Here is a 22356-nt window from a genome sequence, read left to right on the forward strand (position 1 = left end):
CCAGTAATACCAGTTGCGCCAGTAGGTCCGGTAACTCCAGTGCTACCTGTGGCGCCAGTAGGACCAGTAGCTCCAGTGCTGCCCGTGGCGCCGGTAGGACCAGTATCTCCGGTGATGCCAGTGACACCAGTAGGACCCGTTGGTCCAGTAATACCAGTTGCGCCAGTAGGTCCGGTAACTCCAGTGCTACCTGTGACGCCAGTAGGACCAGTAACGCCAGTGTTACCTGTGACGCCAGTAGGACCAGTATCTCCAGTGCTACCTGTAGCCCCGGTAGAACCAGTATCTCCAGTAATACCCGTAGCACCTGCAGGTCCAGTTTCACCTGGTGCTGCTAAAAGTGTGTAATCTGGCGACGTATCTGGCGTACCTGAAGGTGGTGAAGAATTCACAAGATAAGTACCCCCACCATAAGTGACCACTTGCCCTACTGAATATGTTGGTGCCGTTACAGGATCATAGGATTCAACACCACTTAATCCGATCCCAGTAGGACCCGTAGGCCCAGTTTCTCCAGAAGCAGCCAAAAGGGTATAGTCGGGGGAGAGTCCAGGTATTCCTGATGGAGCGTCTACATTGGCAATGTAAGTACTGCCATCAAACGTGACCACTTGCCCTGCATCGTAATCTTGTGATTGTGAGGGATTAAAAGGAATAGCGCCGGTTAACCCGCCAGCTGGTCCAGTAGGTCCGGTTGGTCCGGGGGGACCTGCTGGGCCTGCCGGGCCTCTTGGTCCAGCTCTTTGATTTGGTTTTGATTGCTTTATTCCTTTTGCAATGTGGCAGGGGTGATCCCCTTGAGATATATTTTGTTTTATATATTCTTGTTTAATGAATGGACAGTCTCTTTTTAGAGGACGGTCATGACGTGATCTTTTGTAATGAGGCTGTTCATGGTATTTACCGCAAAAGGGACATTTGTGTTCGAATTGATTGTACAAATTGCCCATCTCCTAGAATTGATATTTCATTCTATGTGCAAATTTTTAAATTGGAAGTAAAACCTAAAAAATCATCATTTCGAAAATCATCGAATCAAATTATTTAAATCTTTCATGGATTTATGTTATGGTGTTGAAAGTATAAAATAGTATGATATTTGACAGAAATGGGGACATCATTTATGAGTCAATCAGTTTTACAGGGCAAAGCCTATTCCGTTTTAAATTTATCCTCTGTGACAGAAGGAGGCACCATTAAAGAATCTTTTGATCGTAGCATGGATTTAGCAAAAAAGGCGGAGAAGTGGGGCTATCATAGATACTGGCTGGCAGAACACCATAACATGGAAGGGGTTGCGAGCTCTGCAACGTCCGTTTTAATTGGATATATTGCGGGAGGAACTGAAAAAATTCGAGTAGGATCTGGTGGGATTATGCTGCCAAATCACTCTTCACTTGTCATAGCCGAACAATTTGGCACACTTGAGACATTGTATCCGGGGAGAATTGATTTAGGTCTTGGCCGAGCACCAGGGACGGATCAGTTAACAGCAAGAGCGCTTAGACGTAATCTTCATAACGGAGAAGATTTCCCTGAGCAGCTTGAAGAACTGATGCAATATTTCAAGCCGACCGGTCAGGTTAAAAAACATGTAAGAGCTGTTCCAGGAGAAGGCCTGGACATTCCAATTTGGCTCCTTGGTTCAAGTGGTTTTAGCGCCAGACTTGCAGGAGAACTTGGACTGCCATTTGCCTTTGCAGCACATTTCTCACCTAAAAATACAATTCCCGCGTTAGAATTGTACAGACAGTCATTTAGACCTTCTGATGTGTTAAAAGAGCCTTATGCCATGGTTGGTGTGACGGTTTTTGCTGCAGATCAAACTGAGCGTGCTGAATATTTGGCAACCTCTCATTATCAGCGGTTTTTAAGTCTCATTCGTAATACACCAGGAAAACTGAAAGCGCCTGTCGACAGCATGGACGGTCTTTGGAGTCCATATGAAAAGGCGATGGTGGATGAACAATTAAGCTCGACTATCATTGGGGATAAAGAAAAGGTGAAAACAGAATTAGAAGCCTTTATTGAAGCTACTCAAGCTGATGAAGTGATGATTAATTCGGATATGTTTGACCATCAAGAAAGAATGCGCTCGTATGAAATCATCGGAGAGATCTTTCAAGAGGCGCAAGAAAAATAAACAAAAAAAGAACTGCACAGCGCAGTTCTTTTTTATTTATGCTTTTGTAAAAATGCGAAATGGTTGTCCAATTGGCAGAACAATACGGCCAAAATGTGTATTTAGCACAACAGCTGCAGAACCATAAAATGAAAGCAGGGAAATGATCAATTCTGCAATACCTGCCATGGTATGAGTCACATCGTACATCACACCAAACGTGCTAAGGGAAAGACCAATGAATAAGAAATCAATAAAGACGAAAATCAAAAATAACACTTTATGTGTTTCCATTGCACCAATCGTCATAAACAAGCTGAAAATCAAATAACCAACAAATGCAAAACCTAGCTGTTTTGGATCTGCTGCTCCCGCAAGCGTTTTCCCAAAAACGCCGGCTTGAATGAGCCAAGTCGTTCCAACGCCCATCCAGAAAAGACCGAATGCGCCAAAAGCAGTGGCTCCAAAAATATTATGATGCTTTGAATCTTGTATGGACGCGATCAGCTGCGCGATTCCTCCAAGGAAGATAGCCCAAGGTAAAATAAGGGAAGTGCCATCTGTGATTCCTAGTTTTTGTGAGGACGCAACGAGCGTCACCATTGCTAAACCAAACAAACCAAGCGGTGTTGGGTCTGCAATTGATAATCGAATTGCTTGAACATTCTGTTTTTCCATAATGACCTCCTACAATTTGCACTTACAAAAGATACTCGAATTCGATAGAAACGTCAAGCTCTTTTTTAGTAGACACTTGCATCGTCTTCCAAATAAATCTATATTTAATACATATCAAATGTGATAGAAAAAGAGGGATAATATGAGTAAAGGCTTATCTGGGAAAACGATTGCCATTTGTGGAACGAGAAAAACAGAAGAAATGCGTACACTTGTCGAAAAACAAGGAGGACAAGCCGTTATTCGCTCTCTTCAAGGAACCGTATTTTTAGCAAAAGAAGAATTAAAGCCAGGCATAGAGACCTTTGTGAAACAAGGGGCAGACTGGGTCATCTTAACAACAGGCATCGGTACAGATACATTAATTGAGAGTGCAGAAGAGCTGCAGCTTGGTAATGAATTTATGAACATTCTATCAAATGCCCATATTGCTTCAAGAGGGTACAAAACCTTTGCTGCGCTGAAAAAACGCGGGATTCACCCGGAGGTCTCTGATGAAGACGGTACGGTTCGTGACTTAATTTCAAAACTTGAAGACAAGGAGTTTCAAGGCAAACGTGTAATGGTTCAGCTTCATGGTGAAAATGCACCAGCTCTCATTCAGTTTTTACATGACAAGGGGGCAGATGTTTTGCCGCTTTTACCATATCAGCACACACCACCTGAACCAGAGGCTGCTGAAACGCTTCTGCAAGAAATGAAAGATGGACAAGTTCATGCTGTCTGTTTTACAACCGCTGTCCAGGTTCACGCCTTTTTCAAACTGGCCGCAGAATGGGGCAGAAAAGAAGAATTGCAAGCATTATTCGAGCAGGACGTTCTGGCAGTAGCTGTTGGAAAAGTCACTGCTGAAGCTTTAAAAGAAGAAGGAATAGACCGAATTCTTGCCCCTTCACTTGAGAGAATGGGTGCAATGATTATAGAATTATCACAATATATGAAAAAACAATCAGCACACTCATAAAAAAACGCCTTTCACCAGATCAGTGAAAGGCGTTTTTGTTAAATTGTCCGTTTTCGATTCGTCCGAATTTTTTTGAGTACAAAATAGAGAACAATCAGGACAATAGCAATGACCATAATAGGGGTTGTATAAGTATGAGCAACACTTTGAATATGATCCCATTTTGTCCCAAGCTGCATGCCAAGATAGATAAATAAAATAGACCAAGGGATGGCAGCTAATCCTGTCAAGAAAACAAATTTCAAAAAAGGCATCTTGGCAATACCTGCTGGAATCGAGATGGCATGGCGCACAACAGGGATAAAGCGCGCGGTAAACACTACACCGGTTCCATACCGGTCAAACCAGCGCTCTGCAGTCGCGATATGATGTTCATGGATGAATAAATACTTTCCATACTTTGTTAAAAAAGGTCTTCCGCCGTACAGACCGATCCAGTAAATAAAACACTGGGCGAGCGTACCACCGATGACGCCGGCAATAACAGCTCCAACAAAACCGATTGTGCCTGTTGACACCATATATCCGCCATAGGCAAGTACAATTTCACTCGGAATGATTTCAATCATCAGCCCTAGTGCTACCCCCACATAACCAAGGCTTGTCAGCCAGGTTAAAATTTCATTAAAAAAGGTTCCCATTCATTTCACTCTGCCTTTAAATACGAATTTTCTTCAAGCATCCTTATAAGAGCCTATGCTTGTTTTGCTTTTCTCATGAGTATGCTTTCTATATATGCCAGCATGGCTTGCGGCTCATAGAGTCACCACTGAACCTGGCTTTTTCACCAAATTTATGTTGGCAAGCTCTCATCTAGCAGATTTTATCATACCATATTTGCCGGCATCTAGACGATCTACTTGCTATATGAAGAATGGCCACCAGAAAAGAGAATAGGCTGCATCCGTTTTTTCAGCAGATCATGATATAATTTGATAGATGAAACGAACGGGTGGTGCACAAGCATGTATTTAACAATCGCAGAAACAGCTGAATACTTGGAAGTATCAGAAGCGTATATTGAAAAATTGATCCAGCAAAAAAAGATCCGTTACGTATTTGACGGGGAATCTTATCTTATTTATCAAGGGCAGTTTCAAACGCATTTAAAGCAGCTCGAACAATATAAAGAGCTCGTCCAAGAGATCTTAAATGAACCGATTCCGGAAGACCCCGATGTAAAGGATGAAGATTAGAATATCTTTTCAATTGAATCAACATGGTTCAATGGCCGCGGATGATAGAAAGATTAATCTCTATTTCACCTCATGCTTTCTCGAATGATAAAAGCAGAATGATCATTCATTTGCAGGAAAAGGAAGTGGAATTTTTGGGGACAACTACTTTATGTGAAGCCTGTCAAAAAAATGAATTGGACATTTTAGAAGCGTCTGATGAACCGAAACAGCCTTATGAATTATGCCGTCAATGCCACGAAAGACTACTTACCTATTCATTACGGCCTATTGAATGGTAAAACCTAGCTGTTCTCCATTCTTCTAAACAATTTTTACTGCACGATGATTTTTATGGAGAGGACGGACAGGCTTTCCAATTAGAGGAGGATGTTGTCATCACCAAAAGTGAAAAAGCACCAACATTACAAGCGGTTAGGCGTGATTTTGTGTCTTTATTAGACTTTTCAATCACTAGATGGTTTCTTGAGGATGATGTCATCGTTGCTTTGAAACAGCACGATCAGCAAAGAATCTTGGATGCTGTTCAAAGTAGGTTTGATCAAACACATCATGTCGAAGTGAAATCGCGCATGTTAGAAATTACGGCTGATGTGTTAGGTACCTCTGCTGCTGGGTGGGTGAGGGAACTTTTGGATCAAGCGGATGAAGAATTTCTTTATCCGCTTTCGTGGGCAGCCGCCAGCAGTTTGCCAAAAGATGAGGGATTACAACGTATTCTAGATAAAATGAAATCTGTCAGTGAAAAAGAATTGTGCTTTTATTTGCCTGCACCGTTTCCGTTCTAATAAAATATTGGATTGGATGGAGTCAAATTGCACCCATTTTCACGATCAGTGGGGAAGGCTGGCAGCCGTCAGCTACCCAACCTGGGAGAGAATGAAATCTTGGCTAAACAAAGGAAGACCTTTCAGCTTAATTGCACTAGATACAATGGCAACCTGTGCAAAAGGGAATAGACCTGCTCTAGTGGAACAATATTCACCTAAAATCCTTAAAACTGATAAAAATGAAGTAGAAAAGTTTTTAAATGAATATTATCAAAAAGATCATGTTCCACGAGTGAAAATGAAAGTGTGCAAAATCTTGGAGAACAAGCAAGACATATTTGAATAAGCCTTTTTATTGGCTGACTCCCGTTTGAACAATTTTCATGTGGCATTTAACTTGTACATCTGCATCAGGATAAATGTTCTTCCATTTTTCTGGTGTCACTGCTTTGTCTTTTGATCTATACCTAAGGCCCAGCCCAAGAGGATCTATGTTTTGCTTTTTAAAGGATTGAACAAGGTCTTGTCCTTGCTGAGCGACACGTTTTTCTACTTCTTTTTCAACATGGTCCAATATAGAAGGTTTATCAATTTTTTTGGACTTCATGAATTCTTTTAATTCGCCTTTCAGCTTGATATCAATCATGATATGAGGCTTCTTTGTTAGGTTTTTCGTTGGTTTGATTCGGTAAGACACATGAGATTTGATATTTTCAATGACGACATGGGTCTTTGCTTGATCTGCCAATTGAAACTCATAGATGCCATTTTTATGATTTTCAATCATCGCTTTAAATGTGAACGTGTCTTTTCCAGGTATATGACTGACCATTTTTTCATGATCAAACAGAGCGACTCCTGTGATCTTGATGCCACTGTTTGTTTTCTTGATGTAAGGGAGGTATGCATCGACCCCTTTTGCCAGCATCTGATTCATAAAAATATGCTGATTGGTGACAGGTTCATTGCCATTTCGCATATTTTGGGTGAGCAGATCAGAGAGATATACACCTATATTTAAGTTCGTTTGATTCATTTTTGTGTATAATAACTCTTCCACTTCTCCGCCTACAATGGCAAACACTTGGCGTGAACCAATGATAGGATCACGATAAATATAATTCATTAAATCAATCATGCCGACTTCTTTTGCTAACTTTTCACTGACTAAAATAACGAGCACCTGGCCCATGACGACTGGAAAAGGCGATTTTTCTGATACAAGAAATTGAATATTGCTAATGGTGTTTGACCTTGCACTTAATATTTGATAACTTCCTTGCTCTTGACTTTTAAAGACAGGGAAGACAAAGAAGCCCTTCATTTCTCCATCTTCCAATAAATCAAATCCTGCCGCCTGAGAGATATTTAATTCATCTAAAAGGCGGGGCTCTGCACAGCTGGTTAACAAAAGACTACACAACATGAGGCCCGTAAGTATATAACGTTTCATGCTCGTTTTTTCCCCCTCCTTTTTTTCAGCATCAGTCCAATGACCATACAGATAATCAATCCATAGATCAGAATGAATCCGCTAAATTCCACCCATTGATTAAAGGTTTCAAAAGAAGTTGCACTGGCAAAAAACGAAAACATGATCAGAATGAGGATGCTGAGCCCGATGAACGTGACGCGCTGGTTCGTATGAAGCATTTTTTTTGCCATTCGGCTCGCTGCCCATAATGGAATCGTGATATTAGGAATGATCAGAAGTAGCCAAAGAGACACTTCAATAAATTCAAAGCGCTGGATAAACGGAAGCTTCACAATGCTCGTTAACGTTAGCGTCGGCCATTTTGTTAATTTGAGCTGAGCACTTGAGTAATACGCTATAGAGACGAGAAAAGTGAGCAAGTTTAAGCATGTCGTAAATAATACCCCCATGTGAGCAAATTTTTGAGATGTCTGAGCTTGTTTAATAAAGGGATAATAGACAAGCAGGGTGCCAAAACCAAACATGGATAAGGATGCATCTTTGACTCCCACAAGCATTTGCGAAAATGTATGATCAAACATTGGGAACATGAAACGAAGGTGACTATACTTCATGGCATAAAAACAGATAAACGTCATCCAATACGTCAGTACAACACTAAAAAATGCCCATCCAGCAATGGTTCTAAAGCCACCAGTATGTATGTAATACACAAGCAGCAGCAGTACAGACGCAAACAAAAGACCAGGAATTTCTTTAAACAGCCATACATGGATCACATCCATGTAATGGATAAGGACGGTCAGCGACAAAGAAGCAAAATATAAGATATAAAGAATGTTGAATAATTGCCCAATCCATTTGCCAAATACATATTGCGTGATTTCACCAAATTCATCCGAAGGGGCCTTTTTAAACATCAAGTACATGAGAAAGATCATCACATTGACGCTCATGCCAGAAATCAAAATAGCGATCCATCCATCATTATTGATAGAACGAACAAGGTTTGTTTGAAAGTTTAAAATGCTGACACCGACTTGATTGGCATTGACGAGAAAAAACACAAAATAAGGAGATACTTGAAATTTCTCTTTGACAGAAGAAGAACTCATGCCTTCACTTCCTTATTCATAAAAATCATTTTTCCCCTTACGGCCTTGCTTTGGCTTAGAGCGATGGATGGTTTCATTTTGCGGTCGTAAATTTTCCGGCCTTTTGTTCAAAAAACGGAGCTGAGGACGAATCAGACTGCCCTTTAAATCAGCAAGGCGCATTGGAAAAATAGGCTCTAAATATGGGCGGCCAATTGAAGTTAATTTCATTAAATGGGTGAGCAGAAAAGATCCCATCACAGCAATGCCTAATGCGCCCCAAACCTGTGCTGCGAGTAAAAAAGGGAATCTCAGCAGCCGAATGGTACTACCCATTTTGTAAATAGGCGTGACAAATGAGGCGAGAGCAGACAGGGCAACAATAATGAGTAAAATATTGCTCGTTAAGCCTGCTGCTACAGCCGCCTGTCCAATGACAATCCCTCCAACAATCCCGAGCGTCTGCCCGACTTTAGCTGGGAGCCTTGACCCTGCTTCTCTTAGTAATTCAATCGAAGTCTCTAAAAATAGTGCCTCAATGATCGGAGGAAATGGAACAAGATAGCGCGAGGATACAATGGTTTCTAATAAATCCTTTGGGATCAGCTCATAATGAAAGGTTAAAACGGCGACATATAAAGGTGTCGCAAAAATGGAAAATATCACAGCAAATATGCGTAACAGCCTAAAACAAGAAGCCGCAATCCACGACATATTGTAGTCTTCCATAGTGGAAAAATACTCAAGTAAAATAGTTGGGGCAAGCAAGACATGAGGCGAGCCATCCACTAATATGGCAATTTTCCCTTCTGATAAACCTGAAGACACGCGGTCGGGTCTTTCTGTATTCAAAAACAACGGGAAAATCGTATTGGACACATCATAAAGCATTTGAGCGAGGTAATTCGCATCTAAAATCTGATCATAATCAACGTCCTCAATTCGCTGAAGAACCGTTTCGATGTTTTCTGGGTTAGCGATTTCTTCAATATATAACACGGCTACTTTTGTTTGAGAGAGCGTACCAACCGTCTTTTCCTCAACTTTCAGGTTAGGCGTCGGCAGCCGCCGCCTGACCAAATTTAAATTGGTATCTAAAACCTCCACAAATGCTTCCTGTGCACTGATAATGCCAAATTCAATCTCAGGCGGACCAACTTGTCTGCCTTTCTTTTCTTCAATCGGCAAAAGAAGCGTTTTGCCCCAATCTGTCTCTAGTCTAATGGCAATGCTGCCCCGGTGAAGGGCTTCTTCCACTTTTTGAAGATCGTTCGTGATGACAGCCTGCTCAATGGGAATTTGTTCTTTCAGCTCTTCAAGAGTAGGTGTCAGGTGCATTTGTTTGAGAGAGGGGAGAATTTGTTCATGTAGAAGATGTCCATTAATTAAAGATCGAAAAAAGGAAATCTTATACAGAAAATCTCCATTTCGAGACAGCTCATTTGTAAAATCAGCAGAACGTGACAATGCTTCAAATACTGAATTCGGGTCCTTTTGTTGTTTGTTTTTCTTCAGCATTTGGACCAGCTCCTTCGGCGATTTGGCTCTATTATCTAACCGATTGTCTAAAGATATGCATGAAAAAAGCGTTCAGCTTGATGGGCTGGACGCTTTTTTTCCATATTGAACGGCTTCTAATAATAAATCAGCTAGATGGACGGCACGCATGGTCGGCGAGTGCTCCGCGCGTTTGATGCCTGCTGCCATTTGCAGCTGACAGCCTGGATTAGATGTAACAATGGCAGCAGCCTTTGTTTCCCTTGCTTCTGTCATTTTATGATCTAAAATTTGCATCGACATCTTTGGCTGCAAGATGTTGTAAATGCCAGCTGAGCCGCAGCACCGGCCCGAATCCTTCATTTCTTTAAATGATACGCCTTGAATGGCCTTCATCAGCACCCTTGGCGCATGCTGTACACCCATTCCGTTCCGCAAATGACAGGAATCTTGATAGGTGATGACCTGCTCTGGCAAAGCAAGCGGCATGCGGCGGTGAAATTCCAGCTCCACTAAAATGTCTGATATATCGGTGATTTTCTTTGAGAAGATTTCACTTCGTTTTTGAAAATCCAGATCATCGTGAAGCAAATGATCGTAATCACTTAAAAAAGCACCACAACCGCCCGCATTCATGACTATGGCATCTGCATCTATCTTTTCAAATGTTTCAATATTCCGCTTTGCTAGCTGTTTCGCTTGCTCTTTTTCTCCGCTATGACCATGAAGCGCTCCGCAGCACGTCTGAATAGGAGGGACGATGACGTCACAGCCTGCCAACTGCAAAAGCTGGATGGTCGCTTCGTTTGTACTGGAAAAAACGGTATCCATTAAACAGCCAGTAAAAAAGGCGACACGTTTTCTAGCTGGGCCTGCGGCTTTATATTCCGACAAACGGCTTTTTTGTTGACGCGGCACCGTTGGAAGCGCCTGTTCCATCAGGCGTAAGTGCGGTGGAAGCACCTTCAGCATGCCAGTTTTACGGGCGGCTGTTTGCAGACCAGATGTTTGATAAAATCGAAGAAGTCCTGCCGCTTGCCGCATTCGGCTTTGTGAAGGAAAGAGTCCTTTGAATACTGCACGTCTCACAAGTTTGACAGGGATGGATTGTTTTTTGTGCTGCTGAATGATGTCTCTTGCATCCTCAAGTAACCGGCCATATTTGACGCCAGAAGGGCAGACCGGTTCACATGCACGGCAGCCAAGACAAAGATTCAATGAATGCTCGACATCTTCATCTGGCTCAATGACGCCGTCTCTTACCGCCTTCATTAAAGCAATTCGGCCGCGGGGAGAGTGTGTTTCTTGTTGACCAGATTCAATATAAGTTGGGCAGGAGGGAAGGCAGAAGCCGCAGCGCATGCAATTGAGCAGCTCTTTTTCGTCCATTTGCTGCTGAAATGATTGCTGAATCTCTGTTTGTTTAGAGGAACTCATGAGACCACCACCCGCTTTCTTGCGGCTTTACCAAACACTTTATCAGGGTTCATCATATTTTCTGGGTCTAGCGCTTGTTTGATCGCTTTCATTGCTGCAATGCCTTCTTTTTTGACCTTTAGTTCCAAGTAAGGGGCTTTCATAAGACCCACACCATGTTCACCCGTAATGGTGCCGCCAAGTGAGACGGCTTTTTCAAAAATGGCCTGAAAGGCTTCCTCCACCCGTTTCATTTCTTCTTCATTTCTTGCATCTGCTGCACAAGTAGGGTGCAAATTGCCATCACCTGCATGACCAAATGTACAGATTTTCACTTTGTACTCCTTCGCAATATCTTCGATTGCCCGTACCATGCTGGCAATTTCAGACCGGGGGACAGTTGCATCTTCTAAAATGGTCGTTGGGCTTAACCGGGCGAGGGCAGATAAAGCGGATCGTCTCGCTGTTAAAAGTGCATTTGCCTCTTCTTCAGAATGAGCGATATTCACTTCTTTTGCTCCGTGCTGCTGGCAGACTTTTGCGATGCTCTGCATATCACGGGAAACCGCCTCAGGATGGCCGTCCTGTTCGATCAACAGCACCGCTTGAACGTCCGTCGGCAGACCAATTTTTGCAAAGTCTTCAACGACTTCCAGGGTCGGCTGATCCATAAATTCTAATGTGGCGGGGATGATACGCTCTGCAATAATCGCCGACACTGAAGCGGCTGCTTCCTCTAGGCTTTCATATAAGCAAAGCATCGTTTGTTTTGTTTCTGGAAGCGGCAAAAGCTTCAGCGTAGCTTCAGTGACAATCCCGAGCGTTCCTTCTGAACCTACGAACAAACGGGTCATATCATACCCGGCCACGTCCTTTGCAAGTTTGCCGCCTGTTTTAATGATGTCACCGTTTGGCAGAACCACTTCAAGTCCAAGTACATAATCTCTTGTCACGCCATATTTTAAGCCCCGGAGACCACCTGAATTTTCATTAATATTTCCGCCTAATGTAGAGATTTTCATAGAGCTTGGATCAGGTGGATAGAAAAGCCCTTTTGCCTCTACTTGGCGAATGAGTTCCTGTGTGATCAAACCAGGCTGCACCGTTGCTGTCAGGTTTTCTTCGTCTATTTCTATTAATTGGTTCATTCTTGTAAATAGCAGCACAAGTCCGCCTTGTGTGGGACATGTACCTGCACAAAGGTTCGTTCCTGATCCTCTTGGCACGATCGGTATATGATATGAGGCGCAGAGCCGGACAATTTGCTGGATTTCCTCAGCCGTATGCGGGCTTACGATGACATCTGGCATCTGCTGAAAATTTGGTGTTGCATCATAAGAGTAAGCAAGCCGATCTGCTTTACTGTCCTGTACGTAAGGCGCACCAACAATCTTTTTCAATTGATTTAAAAATTCAGAATTTAACATGCGCATTCAACTCCTACTGATTAGACGTATCGTTTCTTTCAGTATAAAAAAAGAATCGTCTCATGCCTATGGACGATTCTACAAAATATCGGGCTGTTCGTTTCGTTTTTTTGGATCATGATCTAATAGCATGAAGGCTAAATAAAAGAGCATTGCATCTTGCATGCGCTTTGGATCAAGTGTCGTTAAATCTTGGATTCGTTTTAGCCTGTAATGCAGTGTATTGATATGGACATGCATCGCTTCTGCGGTATATTTCAATGAGCAATCTGATGTCATGAGTACCCGCAATGTTTTCACTAATTCAGGATAGGGGAGAAGAGGGGCGATCGTTCGATCAAGAAACACTTCCTTTGTTTCCTGACTGACTTCCTCCATAAAAAGTTCAAGCGTTAAATCTTCATCAAATACAATTGGCGTATCAGCATGTGCCATTTTTAATGCACGAAAGGCTTGTTGAAAGGATTGCTTCATCAAATGAGCAGCTGCTGGTTTTCCCGCCCCAATCAAAACCCCTGGCGTGCTCTGCGCCGTAAGGGAGGCATGGATGTGAAATAGGCGCTGCTGCAGTGTTTTACGATCATCTGCTGTTGTTTGCAGCATAAGCAAAAAGCGTGCATGCCCCCAGCGGACGATGATCTCCTGACTAGTGAGATGCAGCGTTTCCTTTAATTCTTTGTATTGATTTTGTTTCATAAACGATTCATCCTGACAATCGATCAGGACGACTGTGCGCTCCTTGTTGATATCAAGCTGAAGCCGCGTTGCTTTTTCATTGAGATCAATCGCTGTCTCTGGCAGGTGGAGCCAGTCGAATACAAACGCTTCGAGCTGACGTTCATCCGTTTCGTTTTCTTGAAAAAATTCATGTTCATGAATGAGCAGCTCGGTCATTTTTCTTAATATTTCGCCAAAAGGAGACACATGTACAGGATCTCCTGTCATTCCAATGACCCCGATGACCTCTTGCTTAAAATAAATAGGCAGATTGATGCCAGCTTTGACGCCTTTCATGTGCTGCTGGTCATCCTTTGTGAGAATTCGTTTCTGTCCTTCAAAAGATGTCAGATACGCTCCTTCATGAAATTGTCCAATGCGCGCTGGATCTGTTGCTGCAATGATGGTGCCGTTCGTTTGTGCGATGATGATTTCCTCAATCAGCACCTTTTTCACTTCGTCTACAATCTTTTCTGCCAGTGTCATTGTGAGCAAAATGTACCCCTCCGAGATGTTTCTTTTGACACTATCATACCATCATATGCTAGGACATATCTTTCTTTTCCTGAGTTATGCTAAAATAATAAACGCACATGAAGGAGAAGAAAGGAGACATAGCCATGTCACTGCAAAATCGCTTACAAGATTTACTGAAAGAAGGACAAGCGCTGACAGACTTCGAATATGATGAAGCGGCGAGCCGCAATTGGCCTTTAGAAGGGGCGAGAATAAAAGAAGAAGCACGCTTTGGCGATGTATATATAGAGCGTGTAGACAAGGAATCAGAGGACATGATTCAAACAGAAGACGCCTCATTTCTAAACACACCGCTTACATATGTGAAAAAACATCAAAAAGAATTTATTTATATCGAATCAAAGTGGTTTGATGTCGTGAAAGTAGATGGCTTGGCCATTGAATGGGACGAAGTGTTTCAAACGTATACCGTGTTATTCGGTTTCAAACGTCCTAAGAAAGACACGAATATTTTAAAGGACTTGCTATCGCCATTAAATGGTGCTCAGCTTCAATTTAATGGACAAGATGGCTTATTTGATGTGAATTTACAGCTTCTTGAGCTTGAGGACATCCACGAAGATATGGCTTTCATTGACGTTATCTCGGCTGTGTACCGATTTTTATTCCGTATGGTCATGCAGCTTGAAATCAATGAATCAAAAAACGGCTCAAATTCCTGAGCCGTTTTTTTTTGATCTATTCATTTGATGAAGGCGTGACAAACCGCACATCATGCTCTTTTCCATATTGAAGATAATGTTCATTTGGCTCCTGATTGGTCACGACGACATCAATTTCGTGCAAATCACAAAACGTGGTCAAGGCGTAATGATCGAATTTGCTATCATCCACTAATAAAAACGTTTTGGCACTTTTTTGAACGAGCGTCTTTTTAATATCGGTTTCAAGCGGGGACGAATTCGTGACGCCGTGATCAATGGATAAACCAGTTGATGCGATAAAGGCTTTATTCACATTGTAAGCATTTAAGCGCTCTACACTTTGATAGCCAACGAAAGAATTTGTTTTCCTTTCAAGCATCCCGCCAGTAGAAAAGATGGTGAGATTTTCATAAGGCATCGCTTGTGTAATGAAATCAACATTATTGGTGACAATGGTCACCTGTTTCTCAGTCAAATAGGGGAGCATCTCAAGCGTTGTCGTACCAGAATCAATAAAAATCATATCCCCGTTTTCCACAAAAGCGGCAGCCGTCTGACCGATCAATTGCTTTTTACTGAGCTGACGGATCTTTCGCTCCTGATACACCACTAACGTTGAGTGGTTCACAGCCACTCCGCCATACACTTTTTTGAGCACGCCAGACTCGACCAATGCCTGTACATCTCGGCGTATCGTGTTTTTTGAGACACCAAAATGCGCCACAAGCTCATCAAGTGAAGCAGATTCCCGGTCAAACACATACTCTTTAATTTGCTGAATCCGTTTTGTTTTTATCATGCTTCATATCTCCAATCAATCCGAATGTCCTTTTTCCATTATACCAATAAATTCTCTTACATGGATTAGGTCAATTGATTCTCTTTTCTCCTTTGATATAAAAGCGTATGATAGAAAAAAGAACGAAACCAGAAAGGACTTTCACTTCTATGAATCAATCAAACAACCCATTTTCAAAGCTTGCGAATTTTAGAGAAGTAGGGGGACTTCAAACAACAGAGGGGATGGTGATCAAAGAGGGAATGATTTATCGATCCGCTGACTTATCACGTTTGACGAAACAAGACATCGAGATATTCTCAACACTCGGAATTCAAACCGTTTGCGACCTCCGTACAACCTCAGAACGTAAATCACATCCACCAAAGATCAAGGAACACGACAAAATCGTCCATATTCCGATGCAGCCTGACAGTAAGATGCCGAGTAAATGGACCATGTTTCGTATGCTGGTAACAGAAGGGAAGTCTCTCTCATTTACACCGATCATGAAAGATTTATATAAAAGCATGCTCACTGAGCGTAAAGAAGAGATTCGGCAGCTGTTCACACTGCTTTCAGATCAAAGCCATTATCCGCTGATGCTTCACTGCACGAGCGGCAAAGACCGTACAGGTTTTTTATCTGCCCTGATTCAGTTAACAGCAGGTGTACCGCTGACTGTCGTTTTAAGTGAATACATGCGGTCCAATGAAGGCGTGCAAATGCTTGTCAGAAGGCAGGAACGATTTGTCCGATGGATGAGTTTATACCGGGTATCAAAAGAACAAATTCAGCCGCTTGTCGGTGTGCAGCAAGATTATCTTGAAGATGTGCTGCACGAAATGCTGGAGACATACGGGAGTGCAGAGCGATATTTAATTGAAGCCTGCAAAGTCCCTGAAGCTCAGCTCAATCAAATGAAAAACATTCTGCTTACACCATCTGCTGGCATTCCATCACAAAAAGCGGAATAAACTGAATATGAGGTGATGCAAAACATGCTGAAAAAGATCAGTATGACAGTTCTAACACTAATGTTAATGTTTGTATTCTTATTGATTCCTTCTAGCAGTCTAGCAGCTCGTCCAGTGCCAAAAGGGAAGCTTGAGAGCACTAGAGAGATGCGCGCGGTATGGATTGCATCGGTTTATAACTTAGATTGGCCCTCAAAGAAAGGGCTGCCCGTAGCAGAGCAGAAAAAAGAGTTCATTCGTTTGTTAGACGAGATCAAAGCGATGAATATGAATGCCGTCATTATGCAAATTAAACCAACAGCAGATGCTTTTTATCCTTCAGCATACGGGCCGTGGTCAGAGTATTTGACTGGAACGCAAGGGAAAGATCCTGGGTATGATCCGCTTGAGTTTATGATAGAAGAAGCTCATAAACGCAGCCTTGAATTTCATGCTTGGTTTAATCCTTACCGAATCACGATGAATCATACTGATCTCAGCCGTTTATCAGCTGATCACCCTGCAAGACAACATCCTGAATGGACCATTGCCTACGGTAATCAGCTTTATTACAACCCTGGCATCCCTGAGGTTCAGGACTTCATTGCCCTCGGCATAGAAGAGGTTGTGAAAAACTACGATATTGATGCAGTGCATATGGATGATTATTTTTACCCGAATAAAATAGCCGGTGTGCCGTTTCCAGATCAAGAAACGTATGAAACATATGGGAAAAAAGCTTTTACACATATAGAAGATTGGCGAAGAGATAATGTGAATCAGCTGGTGAAACAAATCAATGACACCATTAAGAAAGAAAAGCCGTATGTGAAATTTGGTATTAGCCCATTCGGGGTTTGGCGCAACATAAAAGATGACCCGACTGGTTCAAACACCACGGCAGGAATGACCAACTACGATGATTTGTATGCTGATACAAGAGAGTGGATTCAGCAGCACGATATTGATTATGTCACTCCGCAAATTTACTGGAGCATCGGTTTTCAAGCTGCCGCTTATGACGTGCTGACGAAATGGTGGTCAAATGAGGTGAAAGGGGAGCCGGTTCACCTGTATATTGGTCAGGCGGCCTATAAAATTAACCAAAACAGTGATCCTGCTTGGTCTGACCCGGAAGAATATTTTAGGCAGATTGAGCTGAACAGGCAGTCACAGCTCGTGCAGGGAAGCATGCATTTCAGCTTGAAGGATCTCAATCGCAACCCTTTGAATGTAAAGGATCGATTCATAGAAGAGTCATACCGCAAACCAGCTCTCATTCCAGAAATGCCTTGGCTTCATCAGAAAGCGCCTAAAAAACCAATCATTCAATCTGTGAAAAAGACAGCGGATGGTGCGGCTTTGCAAATCAAAAATGATCCACATTCTACCGTATCCTATTATGCAGTCTATCGATTGACAAATAAAGGAACATATGAATTGGTGCAAACAGTTAGAAAAGAAAAAGGCGCCATCACAACGATTAAAGACCTACCAATCAATCAAAAGACGATTGATACTTATAAGATTACGGCTCTTAATCGTCTTCATCACGAAAGCAAGCCTTCTACAAAAATAGTAAAATAACGAAAAAAGCATGAATGAGGATTTTCTTCGTTCATGCTTTTTTTCTATTATTCTTGTTTTAATTTTCTGAATTCAATCAAGCTTGGCATGAAGCAGCTGCTTGATTAATAAATATGATAGAAAAGAGACAAAGGGGGAAGCAAGATGGATTTTGAATTAACGAAAGAACAACAAATGATCCGCCAGATGGTCAAAGATTTTGCCAAAGAAGAAATTGCACCACACGCTCAAACGATTGATGAACAGGCCGTATTCCCAGCCAAAACGTTTCAAAAAATGGGGGAGCTCGGCTTTATGGGCATCCCCTTTCCAGAGAAATACGGAGGCTCAGGAGGAGATACGATATCGTATGCACTCGCTGTAGAAGAAATCGGAAAACAGTGTGCCAGTACAGGTCTTAGCTATGCCGCAGCCGTATCCTTAGGCGCAAGCCCGCTTTATTACTTCGGTACAGAGGACCAAAAGATGGACCACCTTGTCCCGCTGGCTTCTGGGACAGCACTTGGTTCCTTCGGTTTAACAGAACCAAACGCAGGATCAGATGCAAAAGGGACGAAAACAAAAGCAGTCAAAGACGGACAAGAATATGTCATCAACGGGGAGAAGTGCTGGATCACAAACGCCAATTTTGCCAGAACCATTATTGTCACCGCTGTCACGGATCATGATGAACACGGCCGCCCGATCATCTCCGCCTTCATTGTGGAGAAAGGGCAAAAAGGGCTGTCCATTACAAATCCATATGACAAAATGGGCGTGCGTGGGTCAGATACAGCAGAAATCATTTTAGACGGTGTACGTGTACCAGCCCAGAATATTTTAGGAGACCCAGCGAAAGGTTTTAAGCAATTTTTATATACATTAGACGGAGGACGTATTTCAATTGCTGCGTTATCAGTTGGCATTGCACAAGCTGCACTCGATGCTTCGCTCTCGCATGCAAAGGAAAGAAAGCAATTTGGGCAAACCCTTTCTTCCTTCCAAGCCATTCAGTTTAAGCTGGCAGATATGGCGATGCAAATAGAACTCGCGAGACAAATGGTTTGGAAAGCCGCTTGGCTGAAAGATCACGGCAAGCCGTTTACAAAAGAAGCTGCTTATGCCAAACTTTTCGCTTCTGAAATGGCGACAAAAGCAAGTCTTGATGCTGTCCAAATTCATGGAGGAACAGGCTATATGAAAGAATGTGGTGTAGAACGGCTAGTGAGAGATGCAAAGCTCATGGAAATTGGAGAAGGGACCTCTGAAATTCAGCGTCTAGTCATCGCAAGACAACTGTTAGCGTAATCCGATAATGAAAACGCTTACTATCAATGGAGGAGGAAAGCCATCATGTCGATTCATCCAGAGACAATCGGCTCCCTTTTAAAAGAGAAAAGGGAGCAGCATCCAGCACATGAAGCCATTGTGTATCCAGAACGTTCATTACGTTATTCATATGAAGCGTTTTATCGAGAAGTCAAGGAAACAGGAAAAGGTCTTATGGCATTAGGGGTTCAAAAAGGGGATCATATCGCCATCATGGCGCCTAATGTACCTGAATGGCTCATGCTGCAATTCGCCTGCGCGTCGATTGGAGCCGTTCTTGTCACTGTAAATACGAATTTTCAAGCACAGGAACTCGCCTATTTACTCAAGCATTCTGATAGCAGCATGCTGTTTATCGTAGACGGCTTTAAAGAGACATCCTATGTCAAAATGCTGGAAGAACTCATACCAGAGCTTCAAAACGCTCATCAAGGCGAGATCACCTCCTCATCTTTTCCTTATTTAAAAAGTGTCGTCTATATTGGCGAGCACACGCCAAAAGGCATGCGCAGCTGGAACAGTATTCAAGCTGCTGCTAAAAGAACTGAGGATCACGAGTGGGAGAAACGAATGGATGAGCTTGCGCCAGATGACGTCATTAATATGCAATATACTTCAGGCACAACCGGCTATCCAAAAGGAGTCATGCTCAGCCATACAAACATCGTCTGCAATGCCAGCCAAATCGCAGATTGTATGAAGCTTACCCAAAAGGATCGAATGTGTATCCCCGTTCCTTTCTTTCATTGCTTTGGATCCGTTCTTGGCGTGCTTGCTTGCCTCACAAAAGGAGGAACGATTATTCCGGTTGAATCCTTCCACCCAGAGCGAGTCCTTCAAACCGTGGAAAAAGAGAAGTGCACCGTCCTTCACGGCGTCCCGACAATGTTCATTGCAGAGCTCGACCATCCGAATTTTCACCAATACGATCTGTCCACATTACGAACGGGCATTATGGCAGGATCTCTTTGCCCATCCCATGTGATGAAAGCCGTCATTGAACAAATGGGACTGAAGGAGCTCACGATTGCCTACGGACAGACTGAAAGCTCTCCTGTCATTACCCAAACAAGAACGGATGATTCATTTGAAAGACGGGTTCAAACGGTCGGCCGGGCGCTTCCTCACATCGAAGTGAAAATCACCGTTCCAGGCACGCCGGAGGAAGTACCAAGAGGAGAACAAGGCGAGCTGTGTACAAGAGGCTATCATGTGATGAAAGGCTACTATAAAAATGAAGAAGCCACAAATGAAGTGATTGATCAGGACGGCTGGCTTCATACGGGAGATTTAGCAGAGATGGATGAGGACGGCTATGTGAAAATCACAGGACGGCTGAAAGATATGATCATTAGAGGCGGGGAGAATGTATACCCAAAAGAGATTGAGGATGTTCTTTATACTCATCCGGACATTCTTGATGCACAGGTTGTTGGTATACCTGACGAGACGTATGGAGAGGAAGCCGCCGCATTCATTCGGCTCAAGCAAGGTAGAGCGGTGACGATTGAGACACTCACCAGCTATTGTCAGTCGCAAATGGCGCGCTACAAAATTCCTAAATATTTTTTCATCACTGACGAGTATCCGATGACCGCATCAGGGAAGATTCAAAAATTTCGTCTGAAAAAACAGGCGCTTGATCTAATAAAGGAGTGAAGGCAGCGATGTTTCAAAAAGTACTGATTGCCAATCGAGGCGAAATTGCCAGGCGAATTATTCGAACATGTAAAAGGCTCGGGATCCACACCGTTGCCGTTTATTCAGAAGCAGATCAGCATGCCCTTCATGTGCAAGAAGCAGACAGAGCCTATCTGATTGGAGGCGCGAAAGTATCTGAAAGTTATTTAAACATGGAAACCATCATTAGGGTTGCCAAGCAGACAAATACAGATGCTATTCACCCAGGATATGGCCTCTTATCAGAAAATGCGGCCTTTGCAGAACGCTGCCGCAGCGAAGGTATTGCCTTTATTGGACCATCTGCACAAGTCATTCAGCGAATGGGGAATAAAATTGAAGCAAGAAAAACGATGGCTCAAGCAGGTATCCCCATTGTACCAGGCGTTTCAGCTCCGCTGCATGATGCAGAAGAAGGAGTGAGTCAAGCGCAGTCACTCGGTTATCCGATCATGCTCAAGGCATCAAGCGGGGGCGGCGGAATTGGTATGCAGCTCGTGCAAAATGACGATGAGCTGTACAGGGCTTTTGAAGGGAATCAAAAAAGAGCACAAAGCTTTTTCAACGATGGGACGCTGTATATGGAAAAGGTCATTGAAAACGCGCGGCACATTGAAATTCAAGTTCTCTTTGATTCCTTCGGCCATGGGGTTCACTTATTTGAGCGCGACTGTTCACTCCAAAGAAGACATCAAAAAATCATTGAAGAAGCACCAGCCGCCTGTCTCGATGAACCGGTGAGACGTCAGATGGGGGAGATGGCCGTCAAAGCAGCCAAAGCGATTGGGTATGAAAATGCAGGAACGATTGAATGTTTAGTCGATCAGCATCAACAATTTTATTTCCTAGAAATGAACACAAGATTACAAGTAGAGCACCCTGTCACAGAAGAAATTACAGGTATTGACCTTGTTGAGGAGCAGCTGAAAATCGCTGCATGTGAGCCGCTTTCCTTTAATCAGGAGGATATTCATCAAATCGGGCATGCCATCGAGGTTAGAATTTATGCGGAAGATCCCGTCACCTTTTATCCTTCACCAGGAACGATCACTCGGCTTTCTACGCCTGAAGCTCCGTATATCCGTCATGAGTCAAGTGTGACAAAGGAAAGCATTATAACCCCTTTTTACGATCCAATGATTGCGAAAATGATCGTTTACGGTGATACACGAAAACTTGCAATAGAACGATTAAAAGGGGCATTACAAGCATATGAAATAGAAGGGATCAAAACCAACTTACCACTTTTAAGGGAAATGGCCGGATCTTCTGCCTTCTTACAAGGCAGCATCACTACCGATTTTCTCATGAAAAAAAGGGAGGGAAACCGTTCATGAAAACTGTCACGATTCAAATGGCCGGAAACTTGTGGAAGCTTCTTGTGAAACAAGGCGATGAAGTGCAAAAAGGACAGGAGGTTGCCATCTTAGAATCAATGAAAATGGAAATTCCGATCGTTGCTGAAGAGGCCGGGATCATCCGCAAAGTGCATAAGGCAGAGGGAGAGTTTGTGGATGAAGGAGAGGTTCTTTTAGAACTGACAGAATAGG

21 protein-coding genes and 1 pseudogene are annotated in these 22356 nt (G+C 42.9%); 12 read left to right on the top strand and 10 right to left on the bottom strand.

Annotation, left to right across the window (positions count from 1 at the left end):
* Positions 1–941: pseudogene (locus AMR95_RS13855) on the bottom strand (hypothetical protein); the annotation flags it as partial.
* Positions 942–1123: 182 nt separating this feature from the next.
* Here AMR95_RS13855 and AMR95_RS13860 point away from each other — a divergent pair.
* Positions 1124–2143 carry an LLM class flavin-dependent oxidoreductase gene (locus tag AMR95_RS13860; RefSeq protein ID WP_058838608.1) on the top strand — a complete coding sequence of 340 codons (1020 nt, stop codon included), beginning with the start codon at positions 1124–1126 and terminating at the stop codon, positions 2141–2143.
* A gap of 36 nt (positions 2144–2179) precedes the next feature.
* Here the strand turns inward: AMR95_RS13860 and AMR95_RS13865 are convergent, their stop codons facing one another.
* Entirely contained in the window at positions 2180–2800 is a 621-nt protein-coding gene (locus AMR95_RS13865) for an acetate uptake transporter (RefSeq protein ID WP_047203394.1), read from the bottom strand.
* 142 nt (positions 2801–2942) lie between these two features.
* Between AMR95_RS13865 and AMR95_RS13870 the strand changes: the two genes are divergently transcribed.
* Positions 2943–3764, top strand: a complete 822-nt coding sequence (locus tag AMR95_RS13870; protein WP_039179165.1) for a uroporphyrinogen-III synthase — start codon at positions 2943–2945, stop codon at positions 3762–3764.
* A 38-nt stretch (positions 3765–3802) separates the two neighbouring features.
* On the opposite strand, the gene AMR95_RS13875 is transcribed toward AMR95_RS13870, so the two are convergent.
* The gene (locus AMR95_RS13875) at positions 3803–4405 is read right to left on the bottom strand and encodes a DedA family protein (RefSeq protein WP_039179163.1); all 603 of its coding nucleotides are present in this window, start codon (positions 4403–4405) and stop codon (positions 3803–3805) included.
* A 324-nt stretch (positions 4406–4729) separates the two neighbouring features.
* On the opposite strand from AMR95_RS13875, the gene AMR95_RS13880 reads away from it, so the two are divergent.
* From AMR95_RS13880 to AMR95_RS19425, 3 genes are all read left to right on the top strand, one after another.
* On the top strand, positions 4730–4960 hold the full coding sequence (locus AMR95_RS13880; RefSeq protein ID WP_039179160.1) for an excisionase family DNA-binding protein: 231 nt from the start codon (positions 4730–4732) through the stop codon (positions 4958–4960).
* Positions 4961–5388: 428 nt separating this feature from the next.
* The gene (locus tag AMR95_RS19420) at positions 5389–5748 is read left to right on the top strand and encodes a hypothetical protein (protein WP_231730895.1); all 360 of its coding nucleotides are present in this window, start codon (positions 5389–5391) and stop codon (positions 5746–5748) included.
* 91 nt (positions 5749–5839) lie between these two features.
* Positions 5840–6076, top strand: coding sequence for a hypothetical protein (locus AMR95_RS19425; RefSeq protein WP_231746895.1), 237 nt, complete (start codon positions 5840–5842; stop codon positions 6074–6076).
* 6 nt (positions 6077–6082) lie between these two features.
* On the opposite strand, the gene AMR95_RS13890 is transcribed toward AMR95_RS19425, so the two are convergent.
* From AMR95_RS13890 to AMR95_RS13915, 6 genes are all read right to left on the bottom strand, one after another.
* Positions 6083–7183 carry a Ger(x)C family spore germination protein gene (locus tag AMR95_RS13890; protein WP_058838609.1) on the bottom strand — a complete coding sequence of 367 codons (1101 nt, stop codon included), beginning with the start codon at positions 7181–7183 and terminating at the stop codon, positions 6083–6085.
* A complete protein-coding gene (locus AMR95_RS13895; protein WP_058838610.1) occupies positions 7180–8280 on the bottom strand; it encodes a GerAB/ArcD/ProY family transporter in 1101 nt (366 codons plus the stop codon). The genes AMR95_RS13890 and AMR95_RS13895 overlap by 4 nt, the downstream gene beginning before the upstream one ends.
* Positions 8281–8292: 12 nt before the next feature.
* Positions 8293–9777, bottom strand: coding sequence for a spore germination protein (locus AMR95_RS13900; RefSeq protein WP_058838611.1), 1485 nt, complete (start codon positions 9775–9777; stop codon positions 8293–8295).
* Positions 9778–9849: 72 nt separating this feature from the next.
* A complete protein-coding gene (locus AMR95_RS13905; protein ID WP_058838612.1) occupies positions 9850–11193 on the bottom strand; it encodes a (Fe-S)-binding protein in 1344 nt (447 codons plus the stop codon).
* Positions 11190–12599: a glycolate oxidase subunit GlcD gene (glcD, locus tag AMR95_RS13910; RefSeq protein ID WP_058838613.1), complete on the bottom strand. Its 1410-nt coding sequence runs from the start codon at positions 12597–12599 to the stop codon at positions 11190–11192. The genes AMR95_RS13905 and glcD overlap by 4 nt, the downstream gene beginning before the upstream one ends.
* Positions 12600–12677: 78 nt before the next feature.
* Positions 12678–13811: a CdaR family transcriptional regulator gene (locus AMR95_RS13915; RefSeq protein WP_058838614.1), complete on the bottom strand. Its 1134-nt coding sequence runs from the start codon at positions 13809–13811 to the stop codon at positions 12678–12680.
* Between the two features lie 125 nt (positions 13812–13936).
* Here AMR95_RS13915 and AMR95_RS13920 point away from each other — a divergent pair, with 125 nt between their 5' ends.
* Positions 13937–14515: a hypothetical protein gene (locus tag AMR95_RS13920; protein WP_039179141.1), complete on the top strand. Its 579-nt coding sequence runs from the start codon at positions 13937–13939 to the stop codon at positions 14513–14515.
* A gap of 16 nt (positions 14516–14531) precedes the next feature.
* On the opposite strand, the gene AMR95_RS13925 is transcribed toward AMR95_RS13920, so the two are convergent.
* Entirely contained in the window at positions 14532–15296 is a 765-nt protein-coding gene (locus AMR95_RS13925; protein WP_058838615.1) for a DeoR/GlpR family DNA-binding transcription regulator, read from the bottom strand.
* Between the two features lie 149 nt (positions 15297–15445).
* Between AMR95_RS13925 and AMR95_RS13930 the strand changes: the two genes are divergently transcribed.
* From AMR95_RS13930 to AMR95_RS13955, 6 genes are all read left to right on the top strand, one after another.
* Positions 15446–16252 carry a tyrosine-protein phosphatase gene (locus tag AMR95_RS13930; protein WP_058838616.1) on the top strand — a complete coding sequence of 269 codons (807 nt, stop codon included), beginning with the start codon at positions 15446–15448 and terminating at the stop codon, positions 16250–16252.
* A gap of 24 nt (positions 16253–16276) precedes the next feature.
* Positions 16277–17818 carry a glycoside hydrolase family 10 protein gene (locus AMR95_RS13935; protein WP_058838617.1) on the top strand — a complete coding sequence of 514 codons (1542 nt, stop codon included), beginning with the start codon at positions 16277–16279 and terminating at the stop codon, positions 17816–17818.
* 144 nt (positions 17819–17962) lie between these two features.
* Positions 17963–19105, top strand: coding sequence for an acyl-CoA dehydrogenase family protein (locus tag AMR95_RS13940; protein WP_058838618.1), 1143 nt, complete (start codon positions 17963–17965; stop codon positions 19103–19105).
* A 45-nt stretch (positions 19106–19150) separates the two neighbouring features.
* On the top strand, positions 19151–20785 hold the full coding sequence (locus tag AMR95_RS13945) for an AMP-binding protein (protein WP_058838619.1): 1635 nt from the start codon (positions 19151–19153) through the stop codon (positions 20783–20785).
* Between the two features lie 8 nt (positions 20786–20793).
* Positions 20794–22143 (top strand): acetyl-CoA carboxylase biotin carboxylase subunit, encoded by a 1350-nt coding sequence (locus tag AMR95_RS13950; RefSeq protein WP_058838620.1) that lies wholly within the window; start codon positions 20794–20796, stop codon positions 22141–22143.
* Positions 22140–22355 (top strand): acetyl-CoA carboxylase biotin carboxyl carrier protein subunit, encoded by a 216-nt coding sequence (locus AMR95_RS13955; protein ID WP_039179120.1) that lies wholly within the window; start codon positions 22140–22142, stop codon positions 22353–22355. Before AMR95_RS13950 ends, AMR95_RS13955 begins: the two co-directional genes overlap by 4 nt.
* Position 22356: the final 1 nt, after the last annotated feature.

Origin of the sequence: Bacillus sp. G1(2015b) (assembly GCF_001482475.1) — a bacterium.
Lineage (GTDB): Bacteria > Bacillota > Bacilli > Bacillales > Bacillaceae > Bacillus > Bacillus safensis.

Coding starts and splice junctions, on each gene's coding strand:
- AMR95_RS13860 (WP_058838608.1), top strand. CDS start 1,124: ATGAGTCAATCAGTTTTACAGGGCAAAGCCTATTCCGTTTTAAATTTA.
- AMR95_RS13865 (WP_047203394.1), bottom strand. CDS start 2,800: ATGGAAAAACAGAATGTTCAAGCAATTCGATTATCAATTGCAGACCCA.
- AMR95_RS13870 (WP_039179165.1), top strand. CDS start 2,943: ATGAGTAAAGGCTTATCTGGGAAAACGATTGCCATTTGTGGAACGAGA.
- AMR95_RS13875 (WP_039179163.1), bottom strand. CDS start 4,405: ATGGGAACCTTTTTTAATGAAATTTTAACCTGGCTGACAAGCCTTGGT.
- AMR95_RS13880 (WP_039179160.1), top strand. CDS start 4,730: ATGTATTTAACAATCGCAGAAACAGCTGAATACTTGGAAGTATCAGAA.
- AMR95_RS19425 (WP_231746895.1), top strand. CDS start 5,840: ATGAAATCTTGGCTAAACAAAGGAAGACCTTTCAGCTTAATTGCACTA.
- AMR95_RS13890 (WP_058838609.1), bottom strand. CDS start 7,183: ATGAAACGTTATATACTTACGGGCCTCATGTTGTGTAGTCTTTTGTTA.
- AMR95_RS13895 (WP_058838610.1), bottom strand. CDS start 8,280: ATGAGTTCTTCTTCTGTCAAAGAGAAATTTCAAGTATCTCCTTATTTT.
- AMR95_RS13900 (WP_058838611.1), bottom strand. CDS start 9,777: ATGCTGAAGAAAAACAAACAACAAAAGGACCCGAATTCAGTATTTGAA.
- AMR95_RS13905 (WP_058838612.1), bottom strand. CDS start 11,193: ATGAGTTCCTCTAAACAAACAGAGATTCAGCAATCATTTCAGCAGCAA.
- glcD (WP_058838613.1), bottom strand. CDS start 12,599: ATGTTAAATTCTGAATTTTTAAATCAATTGAAAAAGATTGTTGGTGCG.
- AMR95_RS13920 (WP_039179141.1), top strand. CDS start 13,937: ATGTCACTGCAAAATCGCTTACAAGATTTACTGAAAGAAGGACAAGCG.
- AMR95_RS13925 (WP_058838615.1), bottom strand. CDS start 15,296: ATGATAAAAACAAAACGGATTCAGCAAATTAAAGAGTATGTGTTTGAC.
- AMR95_RS13930 (WP_058838616.1), top strand. CDS start 15,446: ATGAATCAATCAAACAACCCATTTTCAAAGCTTGCGAATTTTAGAGAA.
- AMR95_RS13935 (WP_058838617.1), top strand. CDS start 16,277: ATGCTGAAAAAGATCAGTATGACAGTTCTAACACTAATGTTAATGTTT.
- AMR95_RS13940 (WP_058838618.1), top strand. CDS start 17,963: ATGGATTTTGAATTAACGAAAGAACAACAAATGATCCGCCAGATGGTC.
- AMR95_RS13945 (WP_058838619.1), top strand. CDS start 19,151: ATGTCGATTCATCCAGAGACAATCGGCTCCCTTTTAAAAGAGAAAAGG.
- AMR95_RS13950 (WP_058838620.1), top strand. CDS start 20,794: ATGTTTCAAAAAGTACTGATTGCCAATCGAGGCGAAATTGCCAGGCGA.
- AMR95_RS13955 (WP_039179120.1), top strand. CDS start 22,140: ATGAAAACTGTCACGATTCAAATGGCCGGAAACTTGTGGAAGCTTCTT.